Annotated in this window: 21 protein-coding genes; 5 read left to right on the top strand and 16 right to left on the bottom strand. The window is 68.1% G+C overall.

From position 1 onward, the window contains the following. The first annotated feature begins 22 nt into the window (after nt 1-22). From LXE91_RS34950 to LXE91_RS34940, 3 genes are read left to right on the top strand one after another with little or no spacing between them, the layout of a single operon-like run. Entirely contained in the window at nt 23-1,261 is a 1,239-nt protein-coding gene (locus tag LXE91_RS34950) for a styrene monooxygenase/indole monooxygenase family protein (protein ID WP_039355539.1), read from the top strand. A 5-nt stretch (nt 1,262-1,266) separates the two neighbouring features. After that, nucleotides 1,267-1,794 (top strand): flavin reductase family protein, encoded by a 528-nt coding sequence (locus LXE91_RS34945; RefSeq protein WP_039355536.1) that lies wholly within the window; start codon nt 1,267-1,269, stop codon nt 1,792-1,794. Between the two features lie 36 nt (nt 1,795-1,830). Beyond that, the gene (locus LXE91_RS34940) at nt 1,831-2,787 is read left to right on the top strand and encodes a SphA family protein (protein WP_039355532.1); all 957 of its coding nucleotides are present in this window, start codon (nt 1,831-1,833) and stop codon (nt 2,785-2,787) included. A gap of 35 nt (nt 2,788-2,822) precedes the next feature. On the opposite strand, the gene LXE91_RS34935 is transcribed toward LXE91_RS34940, so the two are convergent. From LXE91_RS34935 to LXE91_RS34900, 8 genes are all read right to left on the bottom strand, one after another. After that, nucleotides 2,823-4,766 carry a heavy metal translocating P-type ATPase gene (locus tag LXE91_RS34935; RefSeq protein ID WP_082139468.1) on the bottom strand — a complete coding sequence of 648 codons (1,944 nt, stop codon included), beginning with the start codon at nt 4,764-4,766 and terminating at the stop codon, nt 2,823-2,825. Beyond that, nucleotides 4,763-5,806 carry an SPFH domain-containing protein gene (locus LXE91_RS34930; RefSeq protein ID WP_039355530.1) on the bottom strand — a complete coding sequence of 348 codons (1,044 nt, stop codon included), beginning with the start codon at nt 5,804-5,806 and terminating at the stop codon, nt 4,763-4,765. Before LXE91_RS34930 ends, LXE91_RS34935 begins: the two co-directional genes overlap by 4 nt. Beyond that, nucleotides 5,803-6,846 (bottom strand): protease modulator HflC, encoded by a 1,044-nt coding sequence (gene hflC, locus LXE91_RS34925; protein WP_039355528.1) that lies wholly within the window; start codon nt 6,844-6,846, stop codon nt 5,803-5,805. Before hflC ends, LXE91_RS34930 begins: the two co-directional genes overlap by 4 nt. Nucleotides 6,847-6,939: 93 nt before the next feature. Further along, a complete protein-coding gene (hflK, locus tag LXE91_RS34920) occupies nt 6,940-8,835 on the bottom strand; it encodes a protease modulator HflK (RefSeq protein ID WP_039355525.1) in 1,896 nt (631 codons plus the stop codon). Nucleotides 8,836-8,856: 21 nt separating this feature from the next. Then, the gene (locus LXE91_RS34915) at nt 8,857-9,054 is read right to left on the bottom strand and encodes a hypothetical protein (protein WP_039355523.1); all 198 of its coding nucleotides are present in this window, start codon (nt 9,052-9,054) and stop codon (nt 8,857-8,859) included. A gap of 9 nt (nt 9,055-9,063) precedes the next feature. After that, entirely contained in the window at nt 9,064-9,492 is a 429-nt protein-coding gene (locus LXE91_RS34910; RefSeq protein ID WP_039355521.1) for a nuclease-related domain-containing protein, read from the bottom strand. A gap of 10 nt (nt 9,493-9,502) precedes the next feature. Continuing rightward, complete coding sequence (locus LXE91_RS34905) at nt 9,503-10,522, bottom strand: helix-turn-helix transcriptional regulator (RefSeq protein ID WP_039355519.1); 1,020 nt, start codon at nt 10,520-10,522, stop codon at nt 9,503-9,505. A gap of 163 nt (nt 10,523-10,685) precedes the next feature. Next, on the bottom strand, nt 10,686-10,829 hold the full coding sequence (locus LXE91_RS34900) for a hypothetical protein (protein ID WP_172625608.1): 144 nt from the start codon (nt 10,827-10,829) through the stop codon (nt 10,686-10,688). 421 nt (nt 10,830-11,250) lie between these two features. Here LXE91_RS34900 and LXE91_RS34895 point away from each other — a divergent pair, with 421 nt between their 5' ends. Continuing rightward, nucleotides 11,251-11,793: a hypothetical protein gene (locus LXE91_RS34895; protein ID WP_039355517.1), complete on the top strand. Its 543-nt coding sequence runs from the start codon at nt 11,251-11,253 to the stop codon at nt 11,791-11,793. Between the two features lie 181 nt (nt 11,794-11,974). Continuing rightward, nucleotides 11,975-12,529 (top strand): helix-turn-helix domain-containing protein, encoded by a 555-nt coding sequence (locus tag LXE91_RS34890; protein WP_158077518.1) that lies wholly within the window; start codon nt 11,975-11,977, stop codon nt 12,527-12,529. Between the two features lie 225 nt (nt 12,530-12,754). Here the strand turns inward: LXE91_RS34890 and LXE91_RS34885 are convergent, their stop codons facing one another. The 8 genes from LXE91_RS34885 to LXE91_RS34850 are packed head-to-tail and all read right to left on the bottom strand — an operon-like array spanning nt 12,755 to nt 19,998. After that, entirely contained in the window at nt 12,755-13,744 is a 990-nt protein-coding gene (locus tag LXE91_RS34885) for a type II secretion system F family protein (RefSeq protein ID WP_039355515.1), read from the bottom strand. Nucleotides 13,745-13,780: 36 nt separating this feature from the next. After that, the gene (locus LXE91_RS34880; protein WP_039355513.1) at nt 13,781-14,758 is read right to left on the bottom strand and encodes a type II secretion system F family protein; all 978 of its coding nucleotides are present in this window, start codon (nt 14,756-14,758) and stop codon (nt 13,781-13,783) included. Between the two features lie 33 nt (nt 14,759-14,791). Continuing rightward, complete coding sequence (locus LXE91_RS34875; protein ID WP_039355510.1) at nt 14,792-16,162, bottom strand: TadA family conjugal transfer-associated ATPase; 1,371 nt, start codon at nt 16,160-16,162, stop codon at nt 14,792-14,794. A gap of 18 nt (nt 16,163-16,180) precedes the next feature. Beyond that, nucleotides 16,181-17,389, bottom strand: coding sequence for a CpaE/TadZ family protein (locus LXE91_RS34870; RefSeq protein ID WP_039355508.1), 1,209 nt, complete (start codon nt 17,387-17,389; stop codon nt 16,181-16,183). A gap of 22 nt (nt 17,390-17,411) precedes the next feature. Next, complete coding sequence (locus LXE91_RS34865; RefSeq protein WP_039355506.1) at nt 17,412-17,855, bottom strand: TadE/TadG family type IV pilus assembly protein; 444 nt, start codon at nt 17,853-17,855, stop codon at nt 17,412-17,414. Beyond that, nucleotides 17,852-18,385 (bottom strand): TadE/TadG family type IV pilus assembly protein, encoded by a 534-nt coding sequence (locus LXE91_RS34860; RefSeq protein WP_039355504.1) that lies wholly within the window; start codon nt 18,383-18,385, stop codon nt 17,852-17,854. The genes LXE91_RS34865 and LXE91_RS34860 overlap by 4 nt, the downstream gene beginning before the upstream one ends. 13 nt (nt 18,386-18,398) lie before the next feature. Then, nucleotides 18,399-19,670, bottom strand: a complete 1,272-nt coding sequence (locus LXE91_RS34855; protein ID WP_039355503.1) for a TadE/TadG family type IV pilus assembly protein — start codon at nt 19,668-19,670, stop codon at nt 18,399-18,401. A gap of 25 nt (nt 19,671-19,695) precedes the next feature. Then, on the bottom strand, nt 19,696-19,998 hold the full coding sequence (locus LXE91_RS34850; RefSeq protein ID WP_039355501.1) for a hypothetical protein: 303 nt from the start codon (nt 19,996-19,998) through the stop codon (nt 19,696-19,698). Nucleotides 19,999-20,009: the final 11 nt, after the last annotated feature.

The raw sequence follows: 20,009 nt of genomic DNA, 5'->3' as shown, positions 1-20,009 counted from the left end.
CCGGCCAACCAAGGACATACCCATGAGACGCATCGCCATCGTCGGCGCCGGCCAGTCCGGCCTGCAACTCGCCTTCGCCCTGCTCGACCAGGGCTACCACGTCACGCTCGCGACCAACCGCGACGCCGAACAGATCCGCAACGGCAAGGTCATGTCGAGCCAGTGCATGTTCCACACGTCGTTGCAGATCGAGCGCGACCTCGGCCTGAACGCCTGGGAGGAAGCGTGTCCGTCCGTCGAAGGGATCGGCATCGCGGTGCCGCATCCGGACGGCAACGGCCGCAAGGTGATCGACTGGTCGTCGCGGCTGACCCGCTACGCGCAGTCGGTCGACCAGCGCGTGAAGATGGCCGACTGGCTCGACGGCGTGAAGCACCGGGGCGCGGACGTGCGCATTGCCGACGTCGGCGTGCCCGAACTCGAGGAACTGACGCGCAGCCACGACCTCGTGCTGCTCGCGGCCGGCAAGGGCGAGATCGTCAACCTGCTCGGCCGCGACGACGCACGCAGCGCGTTCGACCGCCCGCAACGCGCGCTGGCCCTGACCTACGTGAAAGGGATGACGCCGAGCCAGCCGTATTCGCGCGTGCGCTTCAACCTGCTGCCGGGCATCGGCGAGTACTTCGTGTTCCCCGCGCTGACCACGACAGGCCCGTGCGAAATCATGGTGTTCGAAGGCATTCCGGGCGGCCCGCTCGACTGCTGGGCCGACGTGAAGACGCCCGAGCAGCATCTGGACCGCAGCCTGTCGTTTCTGCAGCAGTACGTGCCGTGGGAATTCGAACGCTGCCGCGACGTCGAGCTCACCGATCCGAACGGCACGCTGGCCGGGCGCTTCGCGCCGACGGTGCGCAAGCCGTTCTTCCGGTTGCCGTCGGGCCGCACGATATTCGGAATGGCCGACGCGGTGGTCGTCAACGATCCGATCACCGGGCAGGGATCGAACAACGCCGCGAAATGCGCGAAAGCGTATTTCGATGCGATCGTCGCGCGCGACGCCGCACCGTTCGGCGAAGACTGGATGCAGCAGACGTTCGAAGGTTACTGGGCGTATGCGCAGCACGTCGTGCGCTGGACCAACTCGCTGCTCACGCCGCCACCGCCGCACATCCTCGAGCTGCTCGGCGCGGCCGGCCAGTTGCCGACGCTCGCCGCGGCGATCGTCGACGGCTTCGACGATCCGCGCCGCTTCTCGCCGTGGTGGTTCGAGCCGTCGGCCTGCGCGGCGATGATCCGCGAACACAGCGCACGCACGGAGTAACCGGGATGGAAACGACCGCTACCGATCGCCCGGCCCTTGACTCGCTGCAGTTGCGCGCCGCGTTCGGGCAATTCCCGACCGGCGTGACCGTGATCACCACGTGCGCGGCCGACGGACGCAAGGTGGGCCTCACCGCCAATTCGTTCTCGTCGCTGTCGCTCGATCCGCCGCTCGTGCTGTGGAGCCTGCGCAAGGTCGCGCCGAGCCGCCCGGATTTCGTCGCGGCCACCCATTTCGCGATCAACATCCTCGCGCACGACCAGATCGAGCTGTCGCGCCGCTTCGCGACGCCCAGCGCCGACAAGTTCGACGGCGTGCTTCACGTGGATTCGGAAACCGGCGGCGTGCCCTGCCTCGACGGTGCAAGCGCGCGCTTCGTGTGTCGCAACGTCGGCCATTACGAAGGCGGCGATCACCTGCTCTTCATCGGCCGGATCGAACAGTTCGACACGTTCGGAAAAGCGCCGCTCGTGTTCCACGCCGGCCAGTATCGCGCGATCGCCGATCATCCCGATCTTTTTCGTGTCGTTTGATTAGTTATACCAATAAATAAACAGGAGGTGGTGAACATGAAATTCGGCTCTCGCGTGCTCGTCGTCGCAGGCCTCACGATCGCCGGCATGGCCGCAGGCGTGCCGGCAGGCGCAGCCGACCTGCCGGCGGTCAACCTCGGCATGACCAGCTTCCTCGACGGGATGCCGCCGGCCGGCTCCGGCTGGTATGGCACCCAGTACCTGCAGTACTACACGACCGGCCGCGTCAACGACAATGCGGGCAACAAGATCGGGCTGCCGAAGCAGGACATCGACCTGTTCGCGGGGCTGAGCCAGCTCGTCTATCAGTCGCCGCTGACGTACGCGGGCATGCATCCCGGCCTCGACGTGATCCTGCCGTGGATCGCGTCCGCGCGAACCGACGACGGGATCGGCAACGTCGCGCTGAATGCGCGCGCCGGCTTCGGCGACCTGCTGATCGGCCCGTTCATCCAGTTCGACCCGGTGATGGGCGCGCAAGGCCCGCGCTTCGCGCAGCGCGTGGAGTTCCAGTTCATCGCGCCGACCGGCGCGTACGACCCGTCGCGCGCGATCAATCCCGGCAGCCATGTCTGGTCGTTCGATCCGTACTGGGCAGCGACGCTGTGGCTCACGCCCAAGTGGACCGTGTCGTGGCGGCTGCATTATCTGTGGAACGCGACCAACCACCAGCCGGCCGCGTCGCTCGGGCCGGACGTGACGTCGACGCAGGCCGGCCAGGCGATCCACGCGAACTTCGCGACCGAGTACGAAGTGCGCCCCGGCCTGCGGCTCGGGCTCAACGGCTACTGGCTGCGCCAGACCACCGACATGAAGGAAAACGGGCAGGACGTGCCGGGCACGCGCGAGGCCGTGTTCGCGATCGGCCCGGGGGCGATGGTCAGCTTCTCGCAGCAGGATCATCTGATGTTCAACGCGTACTTCGAGACCTATGCGCGGAACCGGCCGCAAGGCACGCGGATGGTGCTGCGGTATGTGCATCACTTTCAGTGATGGCCGCGCAGGGGACGACGTGCCCCCTCCACCGCTCACGCGCCGTGAACGTCCTCGTCGATCCGCAGCAGCCGCCCCGCGTTCGCGATCACGATGAACGTGCCGACGTTGTGCAGGATCGCCGCCCACACCGCGCCGAGCATCCCGGTCGCGGCGAGCGCGATCACCGCGAGCGTCCACGCGAGGCCGATCGCCGCATTGGTCGTCGCCGTGCGCCGGCATTGGCGGCCGAGGCGGATGCAGGTCGGAATCCGGCGCAGATCGTCGCCCAGCAGCACGACGTCGGCCGACGCGATCGCGATGTCGACGCCGCGCTCGCCCATCGCGATGCTCGTCGAGCCGGCCTTGATCGCCAGCACGTCGTTCAGCCCGTCGCCGACGACGAGCGGATGCAGGCCCGCGCCAATCTCGCGCATCACGTAATCGAGCTTGTCGTGCGGCAGTGCCTGCGCGACCACCGTCTCGATGCCCGTGTCGGCCGCGACCTTGCTGGCCACGCGCTCGAGGTCACCGGTCAACAGGGTCTGCCGCGCAAGGCCCAGCGTCCGCAGTTCGGCTAGCGCGTCGCCTGCATCGGGCCGCAAGGTATCCGCGAAACCGAACCACGCGAGCAGCCGCCCGTCGAGCACGAGGCCGACGATCGGCCCGTCGAATCCCTCGGGGGGTGACGGCAGGTCACCGGCATGGTCGGCGAGCAGCGCGGGCCGGCCGAGTGCCGCCGTGCCGTCCGGCGTGTCGGCGACGACGCCGAGCCCGCGCAATTCCCGCGTGCGCTCGAACGGCGCAACGGCAGCGCTGGCCAGGCCGGACGCGGCGGCATCGCGAACGAGCGCGCGGCTCGCCGGATGCGCGCTGCTTGCGCCGAGACGCGCGGCCAGCGCACGCGCCTGCGCACCGTCGACGCCGGGCTGCAGCCACACCTGCCGGACCTGCAATTCCCCGCGGGTGAGCGTGCCCGTCTTGTCGATGACGAGCGAATCGACCTCGGCGATCTTGTCGAGAAATGCGGCATTACGAAACAGGATGCCGTGCCGCGCGCCGACCGCGATCCCGGCAATGGCCGTGGACGGCGCGGCGAGCACCAGTGCGCACGGGCACGCGGCAACGATGACCGCGAGCATCGCCGACGCATTCGCGGACGTGAACCAGACGATCGCCGCGATCAGCAGGACGAGCGCGAGATACGCGCCCATGTGCCGCTCGAGCACCTGCGTGACGGGCGGTTTCGCCTGTTCCGCATGCTGCATCAGCGCAATGATCTTGCCGAGCGTCGAATCCTTGCCGGTGTGCGTGACGTCGATGCGCAGCACGCCATCGAGATTCAATGCGCCGCCGTACACGGTGCTGCCCGCATCGACGTCGTGCGGCACGGATTCGCCGGTGATCGGCCCGTTGTCGACGCTCGACGTACCCGCCACCACCACGCCGTCGACCGGAATGCGCGCGCCGGCCACCACTTCGATGCGATCGCCCGCACGCAGCGCGTCATACGCGACTTCGACCACACTGCCGTCGGTGCCGATACGTCGCACGCGGCCTGCCGTCAGCCGGCCGAGCGCGCGGATCGCCTCCTGCGAGCCGAGCACGCTGCGCTCTTCCAGTGCATGGCCGAAGGTCATCACGATCGGCAGCAGCGCGGCCGTCGTCATGTCGCCGATCGCCCACGCGGCCAGCATCGCGAGCGCGATCAGGCGGTCGGTCACGCCGTGCAGGCTCGGCGCGCGCAGGCTGTGCCACGCACTCGCAAACACGGGCCCCGCGACGATCAGCGACGCGAGCGCGGCGAGCAGTTGCGCGAGCGTGTCGCCGCCGGCCGACAGCATGCGCCATGCGAACGACAGCACGAGCAGGCCGCCCGCGAGCAGCGCCAGCGCGATCTGCCGCGTGATCGTGCGGCGTTCGTCGGTGGACAGCGCGTAGGCCGTCGCTCCGGCAGGCGCGGCGTCCGACTGGGTGGCCGGTTCGGCGAGCGAATTCATCGGGCGTTTCCGGGCAGGATCAGGTTGGAGGTGTCGTTCGGATCGATCGTCGTCACGCGCCCGGCTTTCGACAGCACGCGCTGCGCGCGATCACGATACAGCCGCGCCAGCAGCCCCGGATCGCCGTTCTCGCGGAGCGTCGCGTCGAGCTGCCGGATTTCCAGCGTGTCGGTCTGCGCGGTCGCGACGCGCTCGGCCGCGTGGGCCTGCGCGTCCTGGACGATGCGATCGGCGTCCTGCTGCGCATCCTGGCGCCGCTGTTCGGCGGCGGTCCGGGCTTGCGCGATGGTCCGCTCGGCGACCTGCAGCGACGTCAGCACCGCGTTGAACGCATCGGCGGCCGCACCCGGAAACGCGGGCTGCACGTCGACGCGCGCGACTTCGACGCCGAGCCCCGCGTGCGCCGCGTCGAGGGCGCGCAGGTGCCGCGCGATCGCATCGGCGAGATCGCCGCGCAACCGTTCGCGACGCGCGGCCATCTGCCGGTCGGCGGCCAGTTGCTCGGGGCGCGCGACCAGGATCGCGTCGAGATCGCGGGCCGCCGCGACCTCGACGGCCGACGCGGACACGATCCGTTCGAGCGCCGCGTCGAGACGGTCCCGCTGCAGCACGTACGCGTACGGATCGCTGACCCGGTAGTAGAGCACCGCGCTCAACGCGACCGCGCCGCCGTCGCCGGTCAGCACGTAGCCGGAACCGGCGAGCGCATCGGGTAGCCGCGCGACGCCCTGCGCGGGCAGCGCAAGCGCGCGCGGATCGCGGTCGAGCGAGCGGATCCGCTGCTCGAGCACGCGCGCGGCGCCCGGCACGAGCAGGACCGATTCGAACGGCTGCGGCCATGCGATCACGAGTCCGGCATCCTGGGTGCGCACGAGCACGCCGAAACGCATCACGACCGCGCGGCTGTCCGCCGGAATCCGCCGGATGTTCGAGCCGGCCCACGCGCATGCGGCGAGCACCGCGAGCGCGGCGACGAACCAGAACGACAGGCGCACGGCCTGCGCGCCCGGCCCGAGCGGCGGTGCGGACGGCTCGCTCATCGCGCGGCCCTGTGCGCCTTCGGCGCCGGCGGTGCCTGCGCCGCCGTGTCGGCGGGGCCCTGCACGAGCACGCGGAACGGTGCGGCGTCGGTGCGCAGGATCAGGTTCGTATTGGTGCCGACCACCGCGTTCAGCGTGTCGAGCGAACGCAGCATCGTGTACAGGTGCGGGTTGCCCGCATAGCTCTTGCCGTAGATGTCGGCCGCGTCCTTGCGCGATTGCGCTTCGATGCCGGCCGCCTTCACGTTCGCATCGGCCAGCGCGATGCGCGCGTCGCGCTCGGCGTCCGAGCGGATCTGTGCGGCCTCGCGATTGCCGTCGGCGGTACGCTGCGCGGCCACGGTCTCGCGTTCGGCGCTCATTCGGTCGACCGTCGCGGCGAGCGTGACGGCCGGCAGCGTGAGCCGTTCGAGCCCCACCTGGGCGACGCGCACGCCGTACGCCGCATAGAGCTGCGCGTCGATCTGCCGGCGCAGTGCATCTTCGAATTCGCCGATCTTCACCTGGGCCGGATCGGTGTTCACGAGCGACGCGAGATCGTACCCGGCGGACGTCGTCTGCAGCGCGGAGCCGACGAGCGAGCGGATCTGCCGCGCCGCTTCGTCCGGCTCGTTGCCGACCGCGCGCATGAAGCGCCCGATGTCGCGCGCATCGGCCGGCACGCGCCATGCGACGTACGCCTCGACGATGATGCGCAGCCCGTCGCGGGTGCCGACGTCCTGCAGGCCGCTCGACGTGGTGTGCAGGCGCAGGTCGACGGGCGTCACCGCATCGATCGGCGCAGGCAGGCGCCACGCGAGCCCGGGTTCGAGCAACACCCGCACGGGCCGCCCGAAGCGCGTGACCACCGACGCCTCGCCGGCACGCACCTGCACGAAGCTCGCGACCGCGAGCGCGACGAGCACGCACAGCACCGCGACGGCCACGCGCAGGCGAAACGCGCCGGGCGGCTGCGGCGCACCGTGGTGCGCGTGATGAGGGTGGCCGTGGCCATGGCCGTGGTGCGCATGGTCATGCGCGTGCGAATGAAACAGACTCACGTTGTCGCCCCGGGTGCGGCGTCGTCCGCGTGCGGTGCGGCGGCACGGCCTGCCGCCGTGTTGCGCCGCCCGCGCGGATGACGCCGCGACATGTCAATGGATGCCGGCCAGATCGCCGGCGGGAGTATTGCGAAGATCGACGGTCGCCCGCGTGCCGTCGGCAAGCCGGTCGTCGATGATCGTCATGCGCGCATTGCGCAGGCCGCGTTGCAGCCGGTCGAGGTAATACTCGAACGGAAACGCGGGGCCGCCGAGCCGGTATGCGACCAGGTCGGCGTCGAAATCGATCTGCTGCACACGCGCCGACGACACCGTGTCGCCGGCCTGCGCTTCGGCATGCGCGACCCGTTCGAGCGCCTGCTGCTGCGCATTGCCGAGCAGGCCGGCCGCGAAGCCGCGTGCCTGCGCGACACTGCCCTGCGCGCGGATCTGCGCGGCCTGCACGTCGTGGAAGGCGGCCGCCGCACCGGTCGGCGGATGCACGCTCTCGATCACGACCGCGATCACGTCGACACCGCTTTGCAGCCGGTCGAGCTGCTGCTGGATCGCGTGCTTCAACTGATCGGCCATCGCGGCCTGATTGGTTTCGAGCAGCGATTCGAGCGTATGCGACGCGAGGTAATGCACGAGTTCGCGATTGGCGCTCGTACGCACCGTGCTTTCCGGGTCGATCGTGCGATAGAGCGCCGCGCGCGCGTCGGCATCGGTCAGGCCGAGCCGGTAGTCGACCCGCACGTCCGCGTTGACGATCTGGAAGTTCTGGCGGTCGCCGTTCGCGCCCGCGATCACCTGGGTGGTTTCCCATGGATGCGGCACATCCCACAAGCGGTCGAGGCGTTCGGGCGTCGGGCCGTCGGCCGGCACGGGCGTCGTATCGGCGCTGCCGTCGTTCGCACTGCCCGCGATCGCGACCTGGTGCACCGCGCCGTTGTCGACGATGCGCGCGCGCCCGAACGGCCAGGGCAAACCGACGTGCAGCCCCGGCTGCCAGACCGCGACCGGCGCGCCGAACCGTTCATAGACCGCGCGCTGCTCCGGGTTCAGCACGACGACGGCGGTGAGCAGCCATGCACACGCGACGGTGGCCGCAAGCGCGCCGGGCAGCAACCGTACGAAGCTGCGCCAGCCCCAGCTCTGCCGCAGGTCGATGCCGTAACGATGGCGCAGTTCCGCGCCGAGCGACGCGAACGGCGACGGGCGCCGGCTCAGCAGCCCGGCGATCGCGCTGGTCGGCACGACGGCGCCGCGCGGCACCGCAAACCACGACAGCACGCCGCGCAAGGCCAGTTCGGCGGCGACGGCCGCATTGAGCAGCGCGGCCGCCTGCACGAGCCTGTCGGCCGTGCGGTGCCGGAACGCGAACCACGCGGCGGCCAGCACACCCGAGAGCGCGGTGACGAGCGCCACGCGCAGCACCCGCGTGAGTGACGCGGACACCGCCGAACGGCTGGCGGCCGCCGCATGATGGCGTTCGGCGACGAGTGTGAGGAAGGCGAGGACGAGGCATGCGGCGCCGGCCGCAAGCGTGGGTTCGGGCGCTGCCATCGCGCGAACCAGCAACGCGGGAGACGGCGGCTGCCACGCGAGCGCGGCGAGCGCGACGGAGAGCACCCCGCCGCCGGCAACGGCCCAGGGCCGCCAGTCGATCGCGGCGGCGATCGCCGGCCACGGATTGTCGTCATGCTCCGGCTCGTGCTTGCGGCTGAATGCATGGCGCAGCCAATCGCCGATCAGCGTGACGGCCGATCCTTCCGGAGGATGGCGGCGTGCGCGGCCCGCGAGCAGCACGCCGATCGCGACGACGAGTACGTTGCACCACGCGCTGGCAAGCGGCGCGCACCAGCGCAGGTCGGCAGGCAGGACGTCGACCGCGCCCAGCGTGCCGAGCGCGGCGACCAGCAACGCGGCGGCGCCTGCGACCGGCGCGAGTGCATCGCGGCCGGCGGGGCTGCCGGGAATGTCGTCGTTGCCTTCCGCCTGTTGCCCCATCGGGGGTTCCTTACGTACGAATTACAGGATGCGCAGGAGTCCGTGCGGAATGCTGCGAGCGGCAATGTAGCGCGGTGGATGATGAAACTCAAGGCATCGATGCGATTGCCGCGACGGATGAAACATGTCGAGCACGAGCTTCCGATTTGCTTTCAGATCGAGCGATACCCTGTGCTCGCTCCGCAGGTCGATCAGGCACGCCGTCGCGATCATCAGCACGATCCCGGATCAGGGCATCCCATGTTCCGAAACCGTGCCGTTGCCCGGCTCGCCCCCGGATCGCGGCCCTCGCGGCCGATACCGCGTCGCGCCGAACGCCGCATAAAAACGGCCGTGCATTCCAGCGATCGTCCGGGCCAACTGCGACCGCACGCTCTTGCGGGTCGTCCCGTACACCTTGGTCAGTCCGTCGGGGGTTTCTTCGAGCATGCCGGATTTTTGCTCGATCACCAGCACACGGCCCGACGGCCCCACGATCACGAAATCAGCCTCGCCGAAAATGGCAAAACCCTTGTCGAGCTGAGTCCAGTGCACGCCGTGGTAGACGGTGTAGCTGTCCGGCAGGCTGGTGCGCAACGTCTCGAGCGTCTCGATTTCGCGCTGTGCCGCGCCACTGACGGGAAGCGCGTCCCAGCCACTCGGAAAGATCGGTGGCATGCGTCGCCCGCTATTCGCCGTAGATCTGCGCGAGCGCACGTGCCTCGGCCGCCAGTTCGGCGCGCAGGCTCGCCGGACCCAGCACCTCGATGTTCGGGCCGAACGATCGCAGCCACCAGCGCAGCCGCTGGCTCAGCATCGCGGTGCCCTGCACGAACAGCGCATCGCCGGCGCGACGCGTCGTCTGGTCGAGCGACAGCGGCGCCTCCAGCAGATGGTCGCCGGCCTGGTTGACGAACTTGAGCGAAAGCGCCACCTCCTTGTCGACCATGAAGTCGAAGCGGCGCTGCTGCTTGACGTAGACTTCGAGCGAAAACGACGCGGGATAGTCGAACGATTCGAGCATCGCCTCGGCGCGCCAGAGCCGGTCCATCCGGTACAGCGTCGGTTCCGGCCGGCCTTCCGTGCCCCCCACCATATAGACGAGACCGCCGACTTCGACGAGGCCGAGCGGCAGCACGACCTTCGACTTCTCGTTGTCCGCGTTGTGGCGCGGCCGGTAAACGATCCTCAATTTGCGCTCTTCGAACAGCGCGCGCGACACCGCCGCAAAAATCTTGCGATCGATGGCCGGATAGTGCAGCGAGAAGCCACCGCTCTCGACCGCGACCTTGGTCGTCCAGCGGGCGTACTTGCGCTCGGATTCGCTGACCGGCCGCTGCAGCCGCGTTTCGGCGATCTGAAACAACGCGGAAATCGAATCGGCCACGAGTCCCGGAATTTGCCGCGACGAAAAGCGCCGTAGCGTCTGCAGCGCGAGCGCCTCGTCGAAGCTCATGATCGACCCGGCCTTCGCGGCCATCCCGCTCGCGCCGGCCTTGCGCCGCCATACCGATGCCGTGCCGCGCCGGTCGGTCTCGACCAGCCCGCGCGCTTCGAGTTCGGCGAGACGACGCAGCACGGTCTTGATCGACGGAATGTCGGGTACGGTCTCCTGCATGCGCACATACAGGTCTGGCGTGGTCACGTAATCGGCCTGAGTGCCGGCATCCGGCAACAGGCGCATGATGTCGCGATCGAGGTCTGGCATAGCGATCAATCCGGGCGTTGAAAATGGAACCTCTCTGGTTAACGGCACCCGACCCGATTTCTTGAATGCCCCCCTACGCTCGGAGATCCGTCCAGACATCGGAGATTCGGGCGAAGCCGCCAACACACACGCCCCCCCGGCATGCCGTTGCCCGACGGCATGCTCAACGGCCTTCCGTGTCCGCCCGCCGTGCATCAGCCGCCACCTTGTCGATGTATTTGGAGAGCGCGGCCGTCGACAACACGCCGGCGGCGAACGCAATGGCAAACGCCGCAAGACTTTCGAGCGGTGACGGGTAATGGGTCATGTTCAAACCTCGAATGAAGTTGTGCGCGCATCGATTTGGTCAGACGGCGTGCCATTGCGACAGCGCCGAAACTGAAACGATGGCACGGGCGCGGCGCCGCTTTCCACGGAAAATCGTGCGCCACGCAACCTCTCCGACCTTTTGTTCGGAGAGAACCTGCCGACCAGATCGACGTACCTCTCGCGGTCGACTCCGCTCGATTGCGAGCGGAGTATCCGGCTGCGTCGATCAGTCGGTTCGCTACGCTAGCCGCGCATCGGGACAAATGACGTCCCGAGATCCGGCCGGCAATAGCGGCGCCCCAAAATAATTCGTGTGGTCCCGCTCGACAACACGAGATCTGCACTTCCGTACGGAACGGGACAGATTTTGACCCGATGGAGGCACACCATCGGCATCCCTTCACTTGCGAATCCCACCCATGACCCGACCCATCGGTAACCCGAACCTCGACAACGCATCGAAAGCGCGCACCGTGCACGGCGACCGGACGGCACTTCGCATTGCGTTGCGGTTGTGGGGAATCGACGAACGCGACGCACAAGCATGGCTCACCGGACCAAGGTCGAAGCCTATGCAACTGGATTGGCGCATCGCTCGCGATCGTGCTGCCGCCGGCGCCGACATCGTGGTGCACGTCGTCAAACAGGCTGCGCGTCGGTCCGATGGATTCTGCTGGAACTGTATCGGCGCAAACGGTGCACTGAACCGGTCGCTCGATCACGCCCGCACCGAAATCGCGCTGTTCGCCGGTGACGCACGCGAGCTTCCCCGGAAGCGCTCGGGCCACTGGGCCATCGCGGGCGCGCTCGACATCCCGTCGGCGCTCGACACGCTCGGCCGTTCCCTGCATGCGTCCGCCGCGCGTCTGCCCGACGGACGAATCACGGTGCGGCGGGATTTGCTCGCGCTGATCGCTACGCGACTCGATGCGATGGTTGCGTCTCACGCCGGGAATCGATAGTCGGACGGCGCAAGCTGCTACCCGGCTTGCGTCGATCCGCATCGACCAAATATGGAATCCGAAACATTACGACAGGCGTCACGACGAATCGGCAGATGGCGAGCATGGTGTCCCGCATCAGGACACCATCTGTCCGAATCGGCATCGACAATATCCGCTCTCCAACGACAGGACACCACGCTTGCTGCCATTCAACCCGGATATTCGCCCCTTTACCTGCCCGATCTGCAACTGCGGAGATAAAAATGACATGAATGGCGAATCGCTTCGGCGTAACAACACGATGTCATTTCATGCGCCGAGCGACAGCGTCGCAAACGCAGGTACCCAGGATGAATCCGCAACGATCCGCGCGCCGCTGAACGAATGGCCAATGCCGATGAAGATTCGGCACGTCGCCGAGTGGATGGCGTGCAACTTTGCCCACCCGGTGACGGTGCGACAGGCCGCCGGCCTCGTCGCCATGAGCGAGCGCACCCTGCTGCGCAATTTCAAGCAGATAACCGGCATGTCGCCCACCGCCTATCTGACGCAAGTCCGGCTGGCCAACGCGTGCCGGATGCTGGAACGCACCGCGCTACCGATCGACTCCATCGCGCGCCGCTGCGGGCTCGGTAACCGCGACTACCTGGCGCACCTGTTTCGCCGGCACTTCAACACGACGGCGACCGATTATCGCCGTGCCTGTGCGCTCGCCCGCGCCGATTCCCCATCGCAGGTCTTGCGAAAGCAGTAGGGGGCCACCCGCGTGGGCGGTGGACTACGGCTTGATCCATGGCCGACCATGGGTCCAGGATGCCTTGACGCCGCTATGGTCAACCTGTCTCGCGGCGCCGCCTGGGGAGGGAGCCTCCATGAAGCCTGTTACCGTGCCGGCCGGCGGGGGTGGCCGGCCGGCACGCAAAACCTTGATCGACGATTCAGACGATCCCGTTGCCCCGGCATGACGCCGGTTCGCCGCTCACGGCGACATCCCGACGAACGTCGGCAGCAACACGCGATAGACGTGAATCATCGCCGGCCCGAGCAACACCATCATCAGTGCGGGGAAAATGCAGAAGATCAGCGGAAACAGCAGCTTCAGCGCGATCTTCGCGGCCCGCTCTTCCGCGCGCATCCGCCGCCGCGTGCGCAGCAGGTCCGACAGCACGCGCAGCGATTCGCTGATGCTCGTGCCGAAACGATCGGCCTGGATGAGCATCGCGCAGAACGACTCGATGTCCTCCACGCCGGTACGCAGCGCGAGATTGCGCAGCGCTGTCTCCTTCGTGAAGCCGGAGCGCATCTCGAGCAGCAGCAGGTCGAGTTCGCTCGCGACCACCTCGCTGCTGAACCGCAGCTCCTCGCTCACCTTCATCAGCGCCGCATCGAGCCCGAGCCCCGCTTCGACGCACACCGTCAGCAGGTCGAGCGCATCCGGGAAATCCTCGAAGATCTTCCGCTGGCGCACCTTGACCCGCTGCGACAGCACGACGTTCGGGATGTAGTAGCCGATGCCGGCGAGTGCGACGAGGATGACCGACAGGATCGCGCGCTCGTCGCCGAGCGACGTCGTGATCAGCACCGGCAGCGCCGCGCACGGCAACCCGAGCGCGAGCGCCGTCTTCGCGGTGAAATACAACGCGGCCGCGCTCTGGTTGCGCCAGCCGGCATTCATGAGCCGGATGCGCAGCGGCGAATTCTCCCAGCCCTCCTTCGGCACCGACAGCTTCGAGATCGGCGTGGACAGCTCGACCAGCTTCGCGACCCAGCGCGACGCCAGGTCGTCGCCGTCGCCCGTGCCCGCCGTGCCCGCCGCGCCGGTCGCGCCCATCCCGGCCCCGCCGGCCTGCTGGATCCGGCGCTGGATGCTGCGCGGCGCGAACAGCAGCATCGCGACGAGCGCGCCGCCGGCCACGAAGAGGAACAAGCCGCCCAGCATCACGGCCTGGACTACGCTCAGGTTTTGCATGACAGCCTCGCAACGGTTCGTTATACGGCTCGCGCGTCAGACGCGAATGCGGACGATACGGCGGATCCAGATCAGCCCGAACAGCATCGACACCAGCATCGTGCCGACCATCCGGATCCCCGCCGGGTCCTCCCAGAGCACGGACAGGAATTCGCGATTCAGCAGCGCCATCACCGCGGCGGTGCCGAACGGCAGCAGCCCGAGAATCCACGCCGACAGCCGCCCTTCCGCCGACAGCACGCGCACCTTGTCGAACAGCTTGAAGCGCTCGCGGATCAGCGCGGCGATGCTGTCGAGCAGCTCGGCGAGGTTGCCGCCCGTCTCGCGCTGGATCAGCACCGCGATCACGAAGTAGCGCAGGTCCTGCACCGGCACGCGCGTGACGAGGTTCATCAGTGCGTCGTGCAGTGACACGCCGTAGTTGACCTCGTCGAACGTGACGCGGAACTCGCCGCCCATCGGCTCGGGAAACTCGTCGCCGACCATCCCGAGCGTACTCGTGAACGAGTGACCGGACCGCAGCGCGCGCGCGATCATGTCGCAGATGTCCGGCAACTGCCGCTCGAGCTTGCGCATCCGCTTCCCGCGGCAGCGCATCACATACATCATCGGCAGGCATCCGGCGAACAGCGCGACCGGCAGCGCAGCGAGCTGCGGCAACGTCGCGAAGCTCAGCGCCAGCCACGCGAACGCCGCGAACACCGTGCTGAGCATGATCAGCTTCGGCAGCGTCCAGTCGAGGCCCGATTGCTGGATCACGAGATCGAGCCGATGCACGCGCGGCATGCGCAGCAGCAGCCGGTCGAACGGCTTCGATTCGTCGAGCATCCGCTTCTTCAGGATCGACAGCCGTTCCTGCTGCACGTTGCCGCCGGCCGACATCGCGCGGATGCGCGATTCGATCCGGCGCGCGGCCGCGCCATGCCGCGCGTTCCACCATTGATAACCGCCTTCGATCGCGAGGACCACCGCGACGAAGGTGAGAATCACAAAACCGTAAAAGATCGTGTTCATGAAGCCTCCCCGGCAGCAAACGGCGCCCTGTCGTCAGTTCGTCTCGTACCGCTGAGACGGGTCGTACAGCGAATCCGGCAGGTTGATGCCGAATGCCTGCAGCCGCTCGACGAACTTCGGCCGCACGCCCGTCGCGCAGAAGTGGCCGCGTACCGAACCGTCGCGGTCCACGCCCGTGCGCTTGAACGTGAAGATCTCCTGCATGTTGATGATGTCGCCCTCCATCCCGGTCAGCTCCTGGATGCTGACGATCTTGCGCCTGCCGTCGGTCAGCCGCGCGGCCTGCACGACCACCGAGATCGCCGACGTGATCTGCTGGCGCATCGTCTTCGGCGGCAGCGTCAGGCCGGAGACGCTGACCATGTTCTCGAGCCGCGTCAGCGCGTCGCGCGGCGTGTTCGCGTGGATCGTCGCGAGCGAGCCTTCGTGGCCGGTGTTCATCGCGTTGAGCATGTCGAGCGCCTCGGCGCCGCGCACTTCGCCGAGGATGATCCGGTCGGGGCGCATCCGCAGCGCGTTGCGCACCAGCGTGCGCTGGGTGATCTCCCCCTTGCCCTCGATGTTCGGCGGTCGCGTTTCGAGCCGTAGCACGTGCGGCTGCTGCAGTTGCAGCTCGGCGGCATCCTCGATCGTCACGATCCGCTCGTTGCGCGGAATGAAGCCGGACAGGATGTTGAGCAGCGTCGTCTTGCCGCTGCCGGTGCCGCCCGACACCAGCACGTTCACCTTCGCGCGCGACAGCGCGTCGAGCAGCTCGGCCATCGGCGGCGTCAGGCTGTGATAGCGCACGAGGTCGTCCATCTTCAGCGGATTGACCGCGAAACGCCGGATCGACATCAGCGGCCCGTCGATCGCGGACGGCGGGATGATCGCGTTCACGCGCGAGCCGTCGGGCAGCCGCGCATCGACCATCGGGCTCGATTCGTCGATGCGGCGCCCGACGCGCGACACGATCTTCTCGATCACCTTCATCAGGTGCGCGTCGTCGTAGAACGTCACGTCGGTCAGTTCGAGCTGGCCGAAGCGCTCGACATAGACCTGCCGGTACGTGTTCACGAGGATGTCGGAAACAGTCGGATCGCGCAGCAGCGCTTCGAGCGGGCCGAAGCCGAACATCTCGTCGTACACGTCGATCGCGAGCTGCCGCCGCTCGATGTCGTTCGCCGGCAGCCGCTCCTCGTCGAGGATGCGCGTGATCAGCAGGCCGATCTCCATGCGGACCGATTCCTGCGGCATCCGCGACAGGCGCTCGAGTTCGACGCGTTCGAGCACGGCCAGGTGGATTTCGCGGCGCAGCTTCTGGTATGCGTCGCGCACGGACGAATGGGCCGGGCCGGTCGGTTCGCTGCCCGTCGCCAGTGGCGGCTGGGCCCGCTGCAACGACATCTGTTCGCGCAATGACATGATGGTTCCCCGAAAGACTTACATGGACTTGAGCTTCGGCGTGGCCTTGCGGCCGAACAGCCGGGACATCAGCGGTTCGCTATGCGTCGCGCCGTGCCCCGCGCGCACCTCCCCTTCGACGAGTTGCTTCGCATACCCTTGCAACGCACGGACGACCCCCGTGCCGCGCGCGACCCGCGACACCGGGTGGCCCTGGTTGATCGCGTCGAGCACGGTGTCGGCATCGTCGGGAATCGTGCAGGCCGCGTGCAGGCCGAGCACTTCCTCGAGCGCCGCCCGGGTGCGGTCGCTCGCGCGCGTCGCGCGGTTCACGATCAGCCGCATCTGGTCGGTCGAGTAGCCGAGCGACACGAGGATCTCCAGCAGCCGGCGCCCGGCCCGCACGTGCGGCATCGCGGGCTGCAGCACGAGCTCGATCTGATCGCTGCGATCCAGCGCGACCATCGACAGCGGATTGATGCAGACGCCGACGTCGAAGATCACGAAGTCGTAACGCGGCGCGGCGACGCCCAGGATCCATTCGAGCGCGTCCTCGCGCATCTCGGCGGCCTTGACCGGGTCGCCGGCGCCCGCGAGCACGTGGAAGTTTTCCGTCACGTGCGCGACGCTCGCATCGAGAAACGCGCTGTCGAGCCGTTCGATCTGCGCGCACAGCTGCGGCAGCGTCGACGGCGGGGTTTCGTCGCTGACGAGGAACGCCGCGTCGGCGAACTGCTGGTTCAGGTCGATCAGCAGCACGCGGCGCTTGAAGCCTTCTGCAATCTCGAATGCGAGGTTGCTGGCCGCGAAGCTCGTGCCGGCCCCGCCCTTGCACGACATGAACGACACGATCCGCGTGTCGTCGGTGTCGCGCCGCGTGCTTTGCGCGGCGGCCCGTTCGAGCGCGTTGCCGAGCGCCTGCGGGTCGAGCGGCCACTGCAGCACGTCGCGCGCGCCCGCGCGCATCGCGTCGAGCAGCACGTGCGGCGACGTGTCCGCCGTCACGAGAATGCAGGTCAGGCTCGCGTGCGCGCGGCAGATCCGTTCGATCGCCGACAGCTCGGACGGCTCGAGCGACGTACCGTCGACCAGCAGGATGTCGAACGCGTCGAGCCCGTCGGTGCGATGTTCGATCTGCGACGGGCGCCCGGTCGCCCGTGTCGCGCGATAGTGACCGCAGTCGGCCACGAGGCGCGCGATCTGCGTGAGTCGCGCGGTGTCGTCGGAAGCTACGAGGATGTTGATCATGTCGTGTGCCTCGCCTGTTCGATCAATTGCAGTTGGCGCCGCCGGTCGCGGAAGTGAGACTTTCGCGCGGCAGTGTCGTCGTGAACGGCGGCATCGTCACCGTGATGTTCACGAACGGGATCATCGTCTTGACGGTGACGTTCGTGACGCTGACCGTCACGAACGCGCACGAATTCACGTCGCAGCTCGCGGGCGAGTAGTTCACCGACACGTTCGCGGTCTGCAGCAGCGGCAGCAGCGCTCTCACCCGCTTCACGACGCCGGCCGCATTCACGTCGCACACCACCGCCGTGCGCGCGCCCAGGCGCACGGCTTCGCTCGCGGTGCCCCAGTAGAACAGCACGCGGCCGAATTCGAAGATGCCGATCAGCAGCATGATCAGGATCCATGCGATCAGCGCGAACTCGACGATCGCCGAGCCGCGTTGGGCACGCCGGCGTGACGGGGGGGCATGGCGCGCGTTCATGAGACTTGCCTCATCACGGTGACGATGTTGTTGAAGGTGATCGACGGCAGCCCCGGGAACGCGGGGATCGGCTGGTACTTGTAGCCCGTGATCTTCACTTCGACGACGCTGATCGCGCCCGTCGCGGTGCCGCCCGACGCGTTGTTGTTCGAGTCGTAGGTCGGCAGGTTCGCGAACTGCGCCGGGTCGGACGGGTCGCTGCAGCCGGTCGTGCGCTGCGCGTCGCAGATCGTCACCATCGACGTCTTGAGCCCCGGCACCAGCTCGGTGCCGGCCGTGCCGCACGTCGTGCTGCCGTAGACGACGAGGCACTGCGCCTGCGAGGCCGGATACGCGCTGTCGGTCGGCAACCAGACCGACAGGTAGCGCGCCGCATCGCGCGTCGCCTTGGTCAGCGTCTCGAACTGGTAGATCGCGCGGCCGAACTCGGCCACGCCGGTCGCGAGCATGATCATCGGCATCAGCACGAGCGCGAACTCGACGGCGACGGCGCCGCGGGTGCGCGAACGGCGAAACGGGGGCTTGTTCATGATCCGCTCTCCGCTATTGGACGAGCATCGGGACCTGGGTCCCGGACGCGCTGCCGCTGCCCGGCAAGCCGTGCGTCGCGCACGGGTTGTTGCCGGAGACCGACGAGCCGAGGTACTCGAGATGCGCGACGATAGCGCCGCTGCCCGCGCTGAACGGCAGCGGATCGAGCATCAGCACGCAATCCCATTGCGTGACGTGCACCTTGCCGCTGCTGCCCTTCAGCGTCGAACAGTCGCCTTCCGGCGCGAGCGCGACACGGCGGTCGCTGCCGTAAGTCTGGTAGTTGCTCGCCGTCGCGGTGCCGTTGGTGTTGATCCCGCTGCCGGTCGGCGGCGCGCCGTCGCCCTGGTAGGACTTGAAGGCTGCGCGGTCGGCCACGAACTGCGTGTACGCGTCGCCCTTGATGCCCGCCGTTCCGGGCGGCCCGTAGTTCGGGCCGACATACGCATAGCCGGTGAAGTCGGGCTGGCCGCTCGAGCCGTTCGCGCCGTTCGTATAGATGCCGAAGCGCGTGTTCCAGGCCCGCAGCGACGCCGACTTCAGGCCCGTGGTGGCAAGATCCGGCGGGCTCGTGATGTTGCAGGTGTTGCCCGACAGCTCGCTCGCGAGAGTCGGTTCGTTCGTCGAGCCGTCGAGCGCCGCCCAGCCGAAGTTGCCCGGCCCGTACGTCGACGACGACCCGGACGGCGACGCGATCCAGTCGCCGACCTTGTAGACCGGATCGGACGGGCCGCGACACACGAACACCGGAATCGCGCAGGTCGTCTGCCCGCCGCCGACGGTGGCGATCGCGCTGGCCGACACCTCCGCCGCATTCGCGAGCTTCGTGCCCGGCAGCACGTTCAGTATCTCGATGAACCAGTGCGCGATGTTGCTCAACGTGGCGGTGCACTGCACGTACTTGATGTTCGCCGGCTTCGTGACCGAGGTCTTCGTCAGGAACGGGTTGGACAGCGAGTCGCTGAACGTGACGTTCGCGTTCGTCGACATCTGCACCGACTTGTTCTGGAAGAACACGAAGTTCAGGTGGCCGGCGGCGATGCCGTCCGCCTCGGCCACCGACAGGCTGATGGCCGACGTCAGGTCACGCGCAGCCGACAGCGCGCAGGCATCGGCGCTGTTCTGCAGTTCGCTGCGCGTGACGTACAGCTTGCCGAGATCCAGCGCGAGGCCGACGAACCCGATCATCACCGCCAGTGCGAGACCGACGATGATCGCGACGGCACCGCGCTGGCGATGCAGGCGGCGACGCATGACTTTCGGATGGCGAGCTGCGCTGTTCATGGCGTTCTCCCTGAGCGTGCCGTCGTTACTGGGTGGTCTTGCCGATGCCGATCACGAACGCATTGGCAGGCGGCACGGTCTGCTTGAACGACTTGTCGTAGTTGTCGAGCGCGGCCGCGGCGGCGGCGCCGTCGACGCCCGGTGCCGACACCGAGGCCGCGTGTTCGCCGGCGTGCGGGTCGATGATCTGGGCCTGCGTCACGGCGCGGACCGAATCGCCGAAGCGGGTGTCCCACACCGGGGTCGACGACATGCAGCCGGCAAGCGCGAACGCGAGCGGTGCGGCGAGCGCCACGCGGCGCACGATGACGAGGTAGGCGGATTTCATGAGCGTCCCCT

This window comes from Burkholderia contaminans (assembly GCF_029633825.1).
Classification (GTDB): domain Bacteria; phylum Pseudomonadota; class Gammaproteobacteria; order Burkholderiales; family Burkholderiaceae; genus Burkholderia; species Burkholderia contaminans.
This window is presented reverse-complemented; position numbering and strand designations above follow the sequence as displayed.

What these genes read in the sequence shown, in the direction of transcription:
- LXE91_RS34950 (WP_039355539.1), top strand. Translation starts at nt 23, where the DNA reads ATGAGACGCATCGCCATCGTCGGCGCCGGCCAGTCCGGCCTGCAACTC.
- LXE91_RS34945 (WP_039355536.1), top strand. Translation starts at nt 1,267, where the DNA reads ATGGAAACGACCGCTACCGATCGCCCGGCCCTTGACTCGCTGCAGTTG.
- LXE91_RS34940 (WP_039355532.1), top strand. Translation starts at nt 1,831, where the DNA reads ATGAAATTCGGCTCTCGCGTGCTCGTCGTCGCAGGCCTCACGATCGCC.
- LXE91_RS34935 (WP_082139468.1), bottom strand. Translation starts at nt 4,766, where the DNA reads ATGAATTCGCTCGCCGAACCGGCCACCCAGTCGGACGCCGCGCCTGCC.
- LXE91_RS34930 (WP_039355530.1), bottom strand. Translation starts at nt 5,806, where the DNA reads ATGAGCGAGCCGTCCGCACCGCCGCTCGGGCCGGGCGCGCAGGCCGTG.
- hflK (WP_039355525.1), bottom strand. Translation starts at nt 8,835, where the DNA reads ATGGGGCAACAGGCGGAAGGCAACGACGACATTCCCGGCAGCCCCGCC.
- LXE91_RS34910 (WP_039355521.1), bottom strand. Translation starts at nt 9,492, where the DNA reads ATGCCACCGATCTTTCCGAGTGGCTGGGACGCGCTTCCCGTCAGTGGC.
- LXE91_RS34905 (WP_039355519.1), bottom strand. Translation starts at nt 10,522, where the DNA reads ATGCCAGACCTCGATCGCGACATCATGCGCCTGTTGCCGGATGCCGGC.
- LXE91_RS34900 (WP_172625608.1), bottom strand. Translation starts at nt 10,829, where the DNA reads ATGACCCATTACCCGTCACCGCTCGAAAGTCTTGCGGCGTTTGCCATT.
- LXE91_RS34895 (WP_039355517.1), top strand. Translation starts at nt 11,251, where the DNA reads ATGACCCGACCCATCGGTAACCCGAACCTCGACAACGCATCGAAAGCG.
- LXE91_RS34885 (WP_039355515.1), bottom strand. Translation starts at nt 13,744, where the DNA reads ATGCAAAACCTGAGCGTAGTCCAGGCCGTGATGCTGGGCGGCTTGTTC.
- LXE91_RS34880 (WP_039355513.1), bottom strand. Translation starts at nt 14,758, where the DNA reads ATGAACACGATCTTTTACGGTTTTGTGATTCTCACCTTCGTCGCGGTG.
- LXE91_RS34875 (WP_039355510.1), bottom strand. Translation starts at nt 16,162, where the DNA reads ATGTCATTGCGCGAACAGATGTCGTTGCAGCGGGCCCAGCCGCCACTG.
- LXE91_RS34870 (WP_039355508.1), bottom strand. Translation starts at nt 17,389, where the DNA reads ATGATCAACATCCTCGTAGCTTCCGACGACACCGCGCGACTCACGCAG.
- LXE91_RS34865 (WP_039355506.1), bottom strand. Translation starts at nt 17,855, where the DNA reads ATGAACGCGCGCCATGCCCCCCCGTCACGCCGGCGTGCCCAACGCGGC.
- LXE91_RS34860 (WP_039355504.1), bottom strand. Translation starts at nt 18,385, where the DNA reads ATGAACAAGCCCCCGTTTCGCCGTTCGCGCACCCGCGGCGCCGTCGCC.
- LXE91_RS34855 (WP_039355503.1), bottom strand. Translation starts at nt 19,670, where the DNA reads ATGAACAGCGCAGCTCGCCATCCGAAAGTCATGCGTCGCCGCCTGCAT.
- LXE91_RS34850 (WP_039355501.1), bottom strand. Translation starts at nt 19,998, where the DNA reads ATGAAATCCGCCTACCTCGTCATCGTGCGCCGCGTGGCGCTCGCCGCA.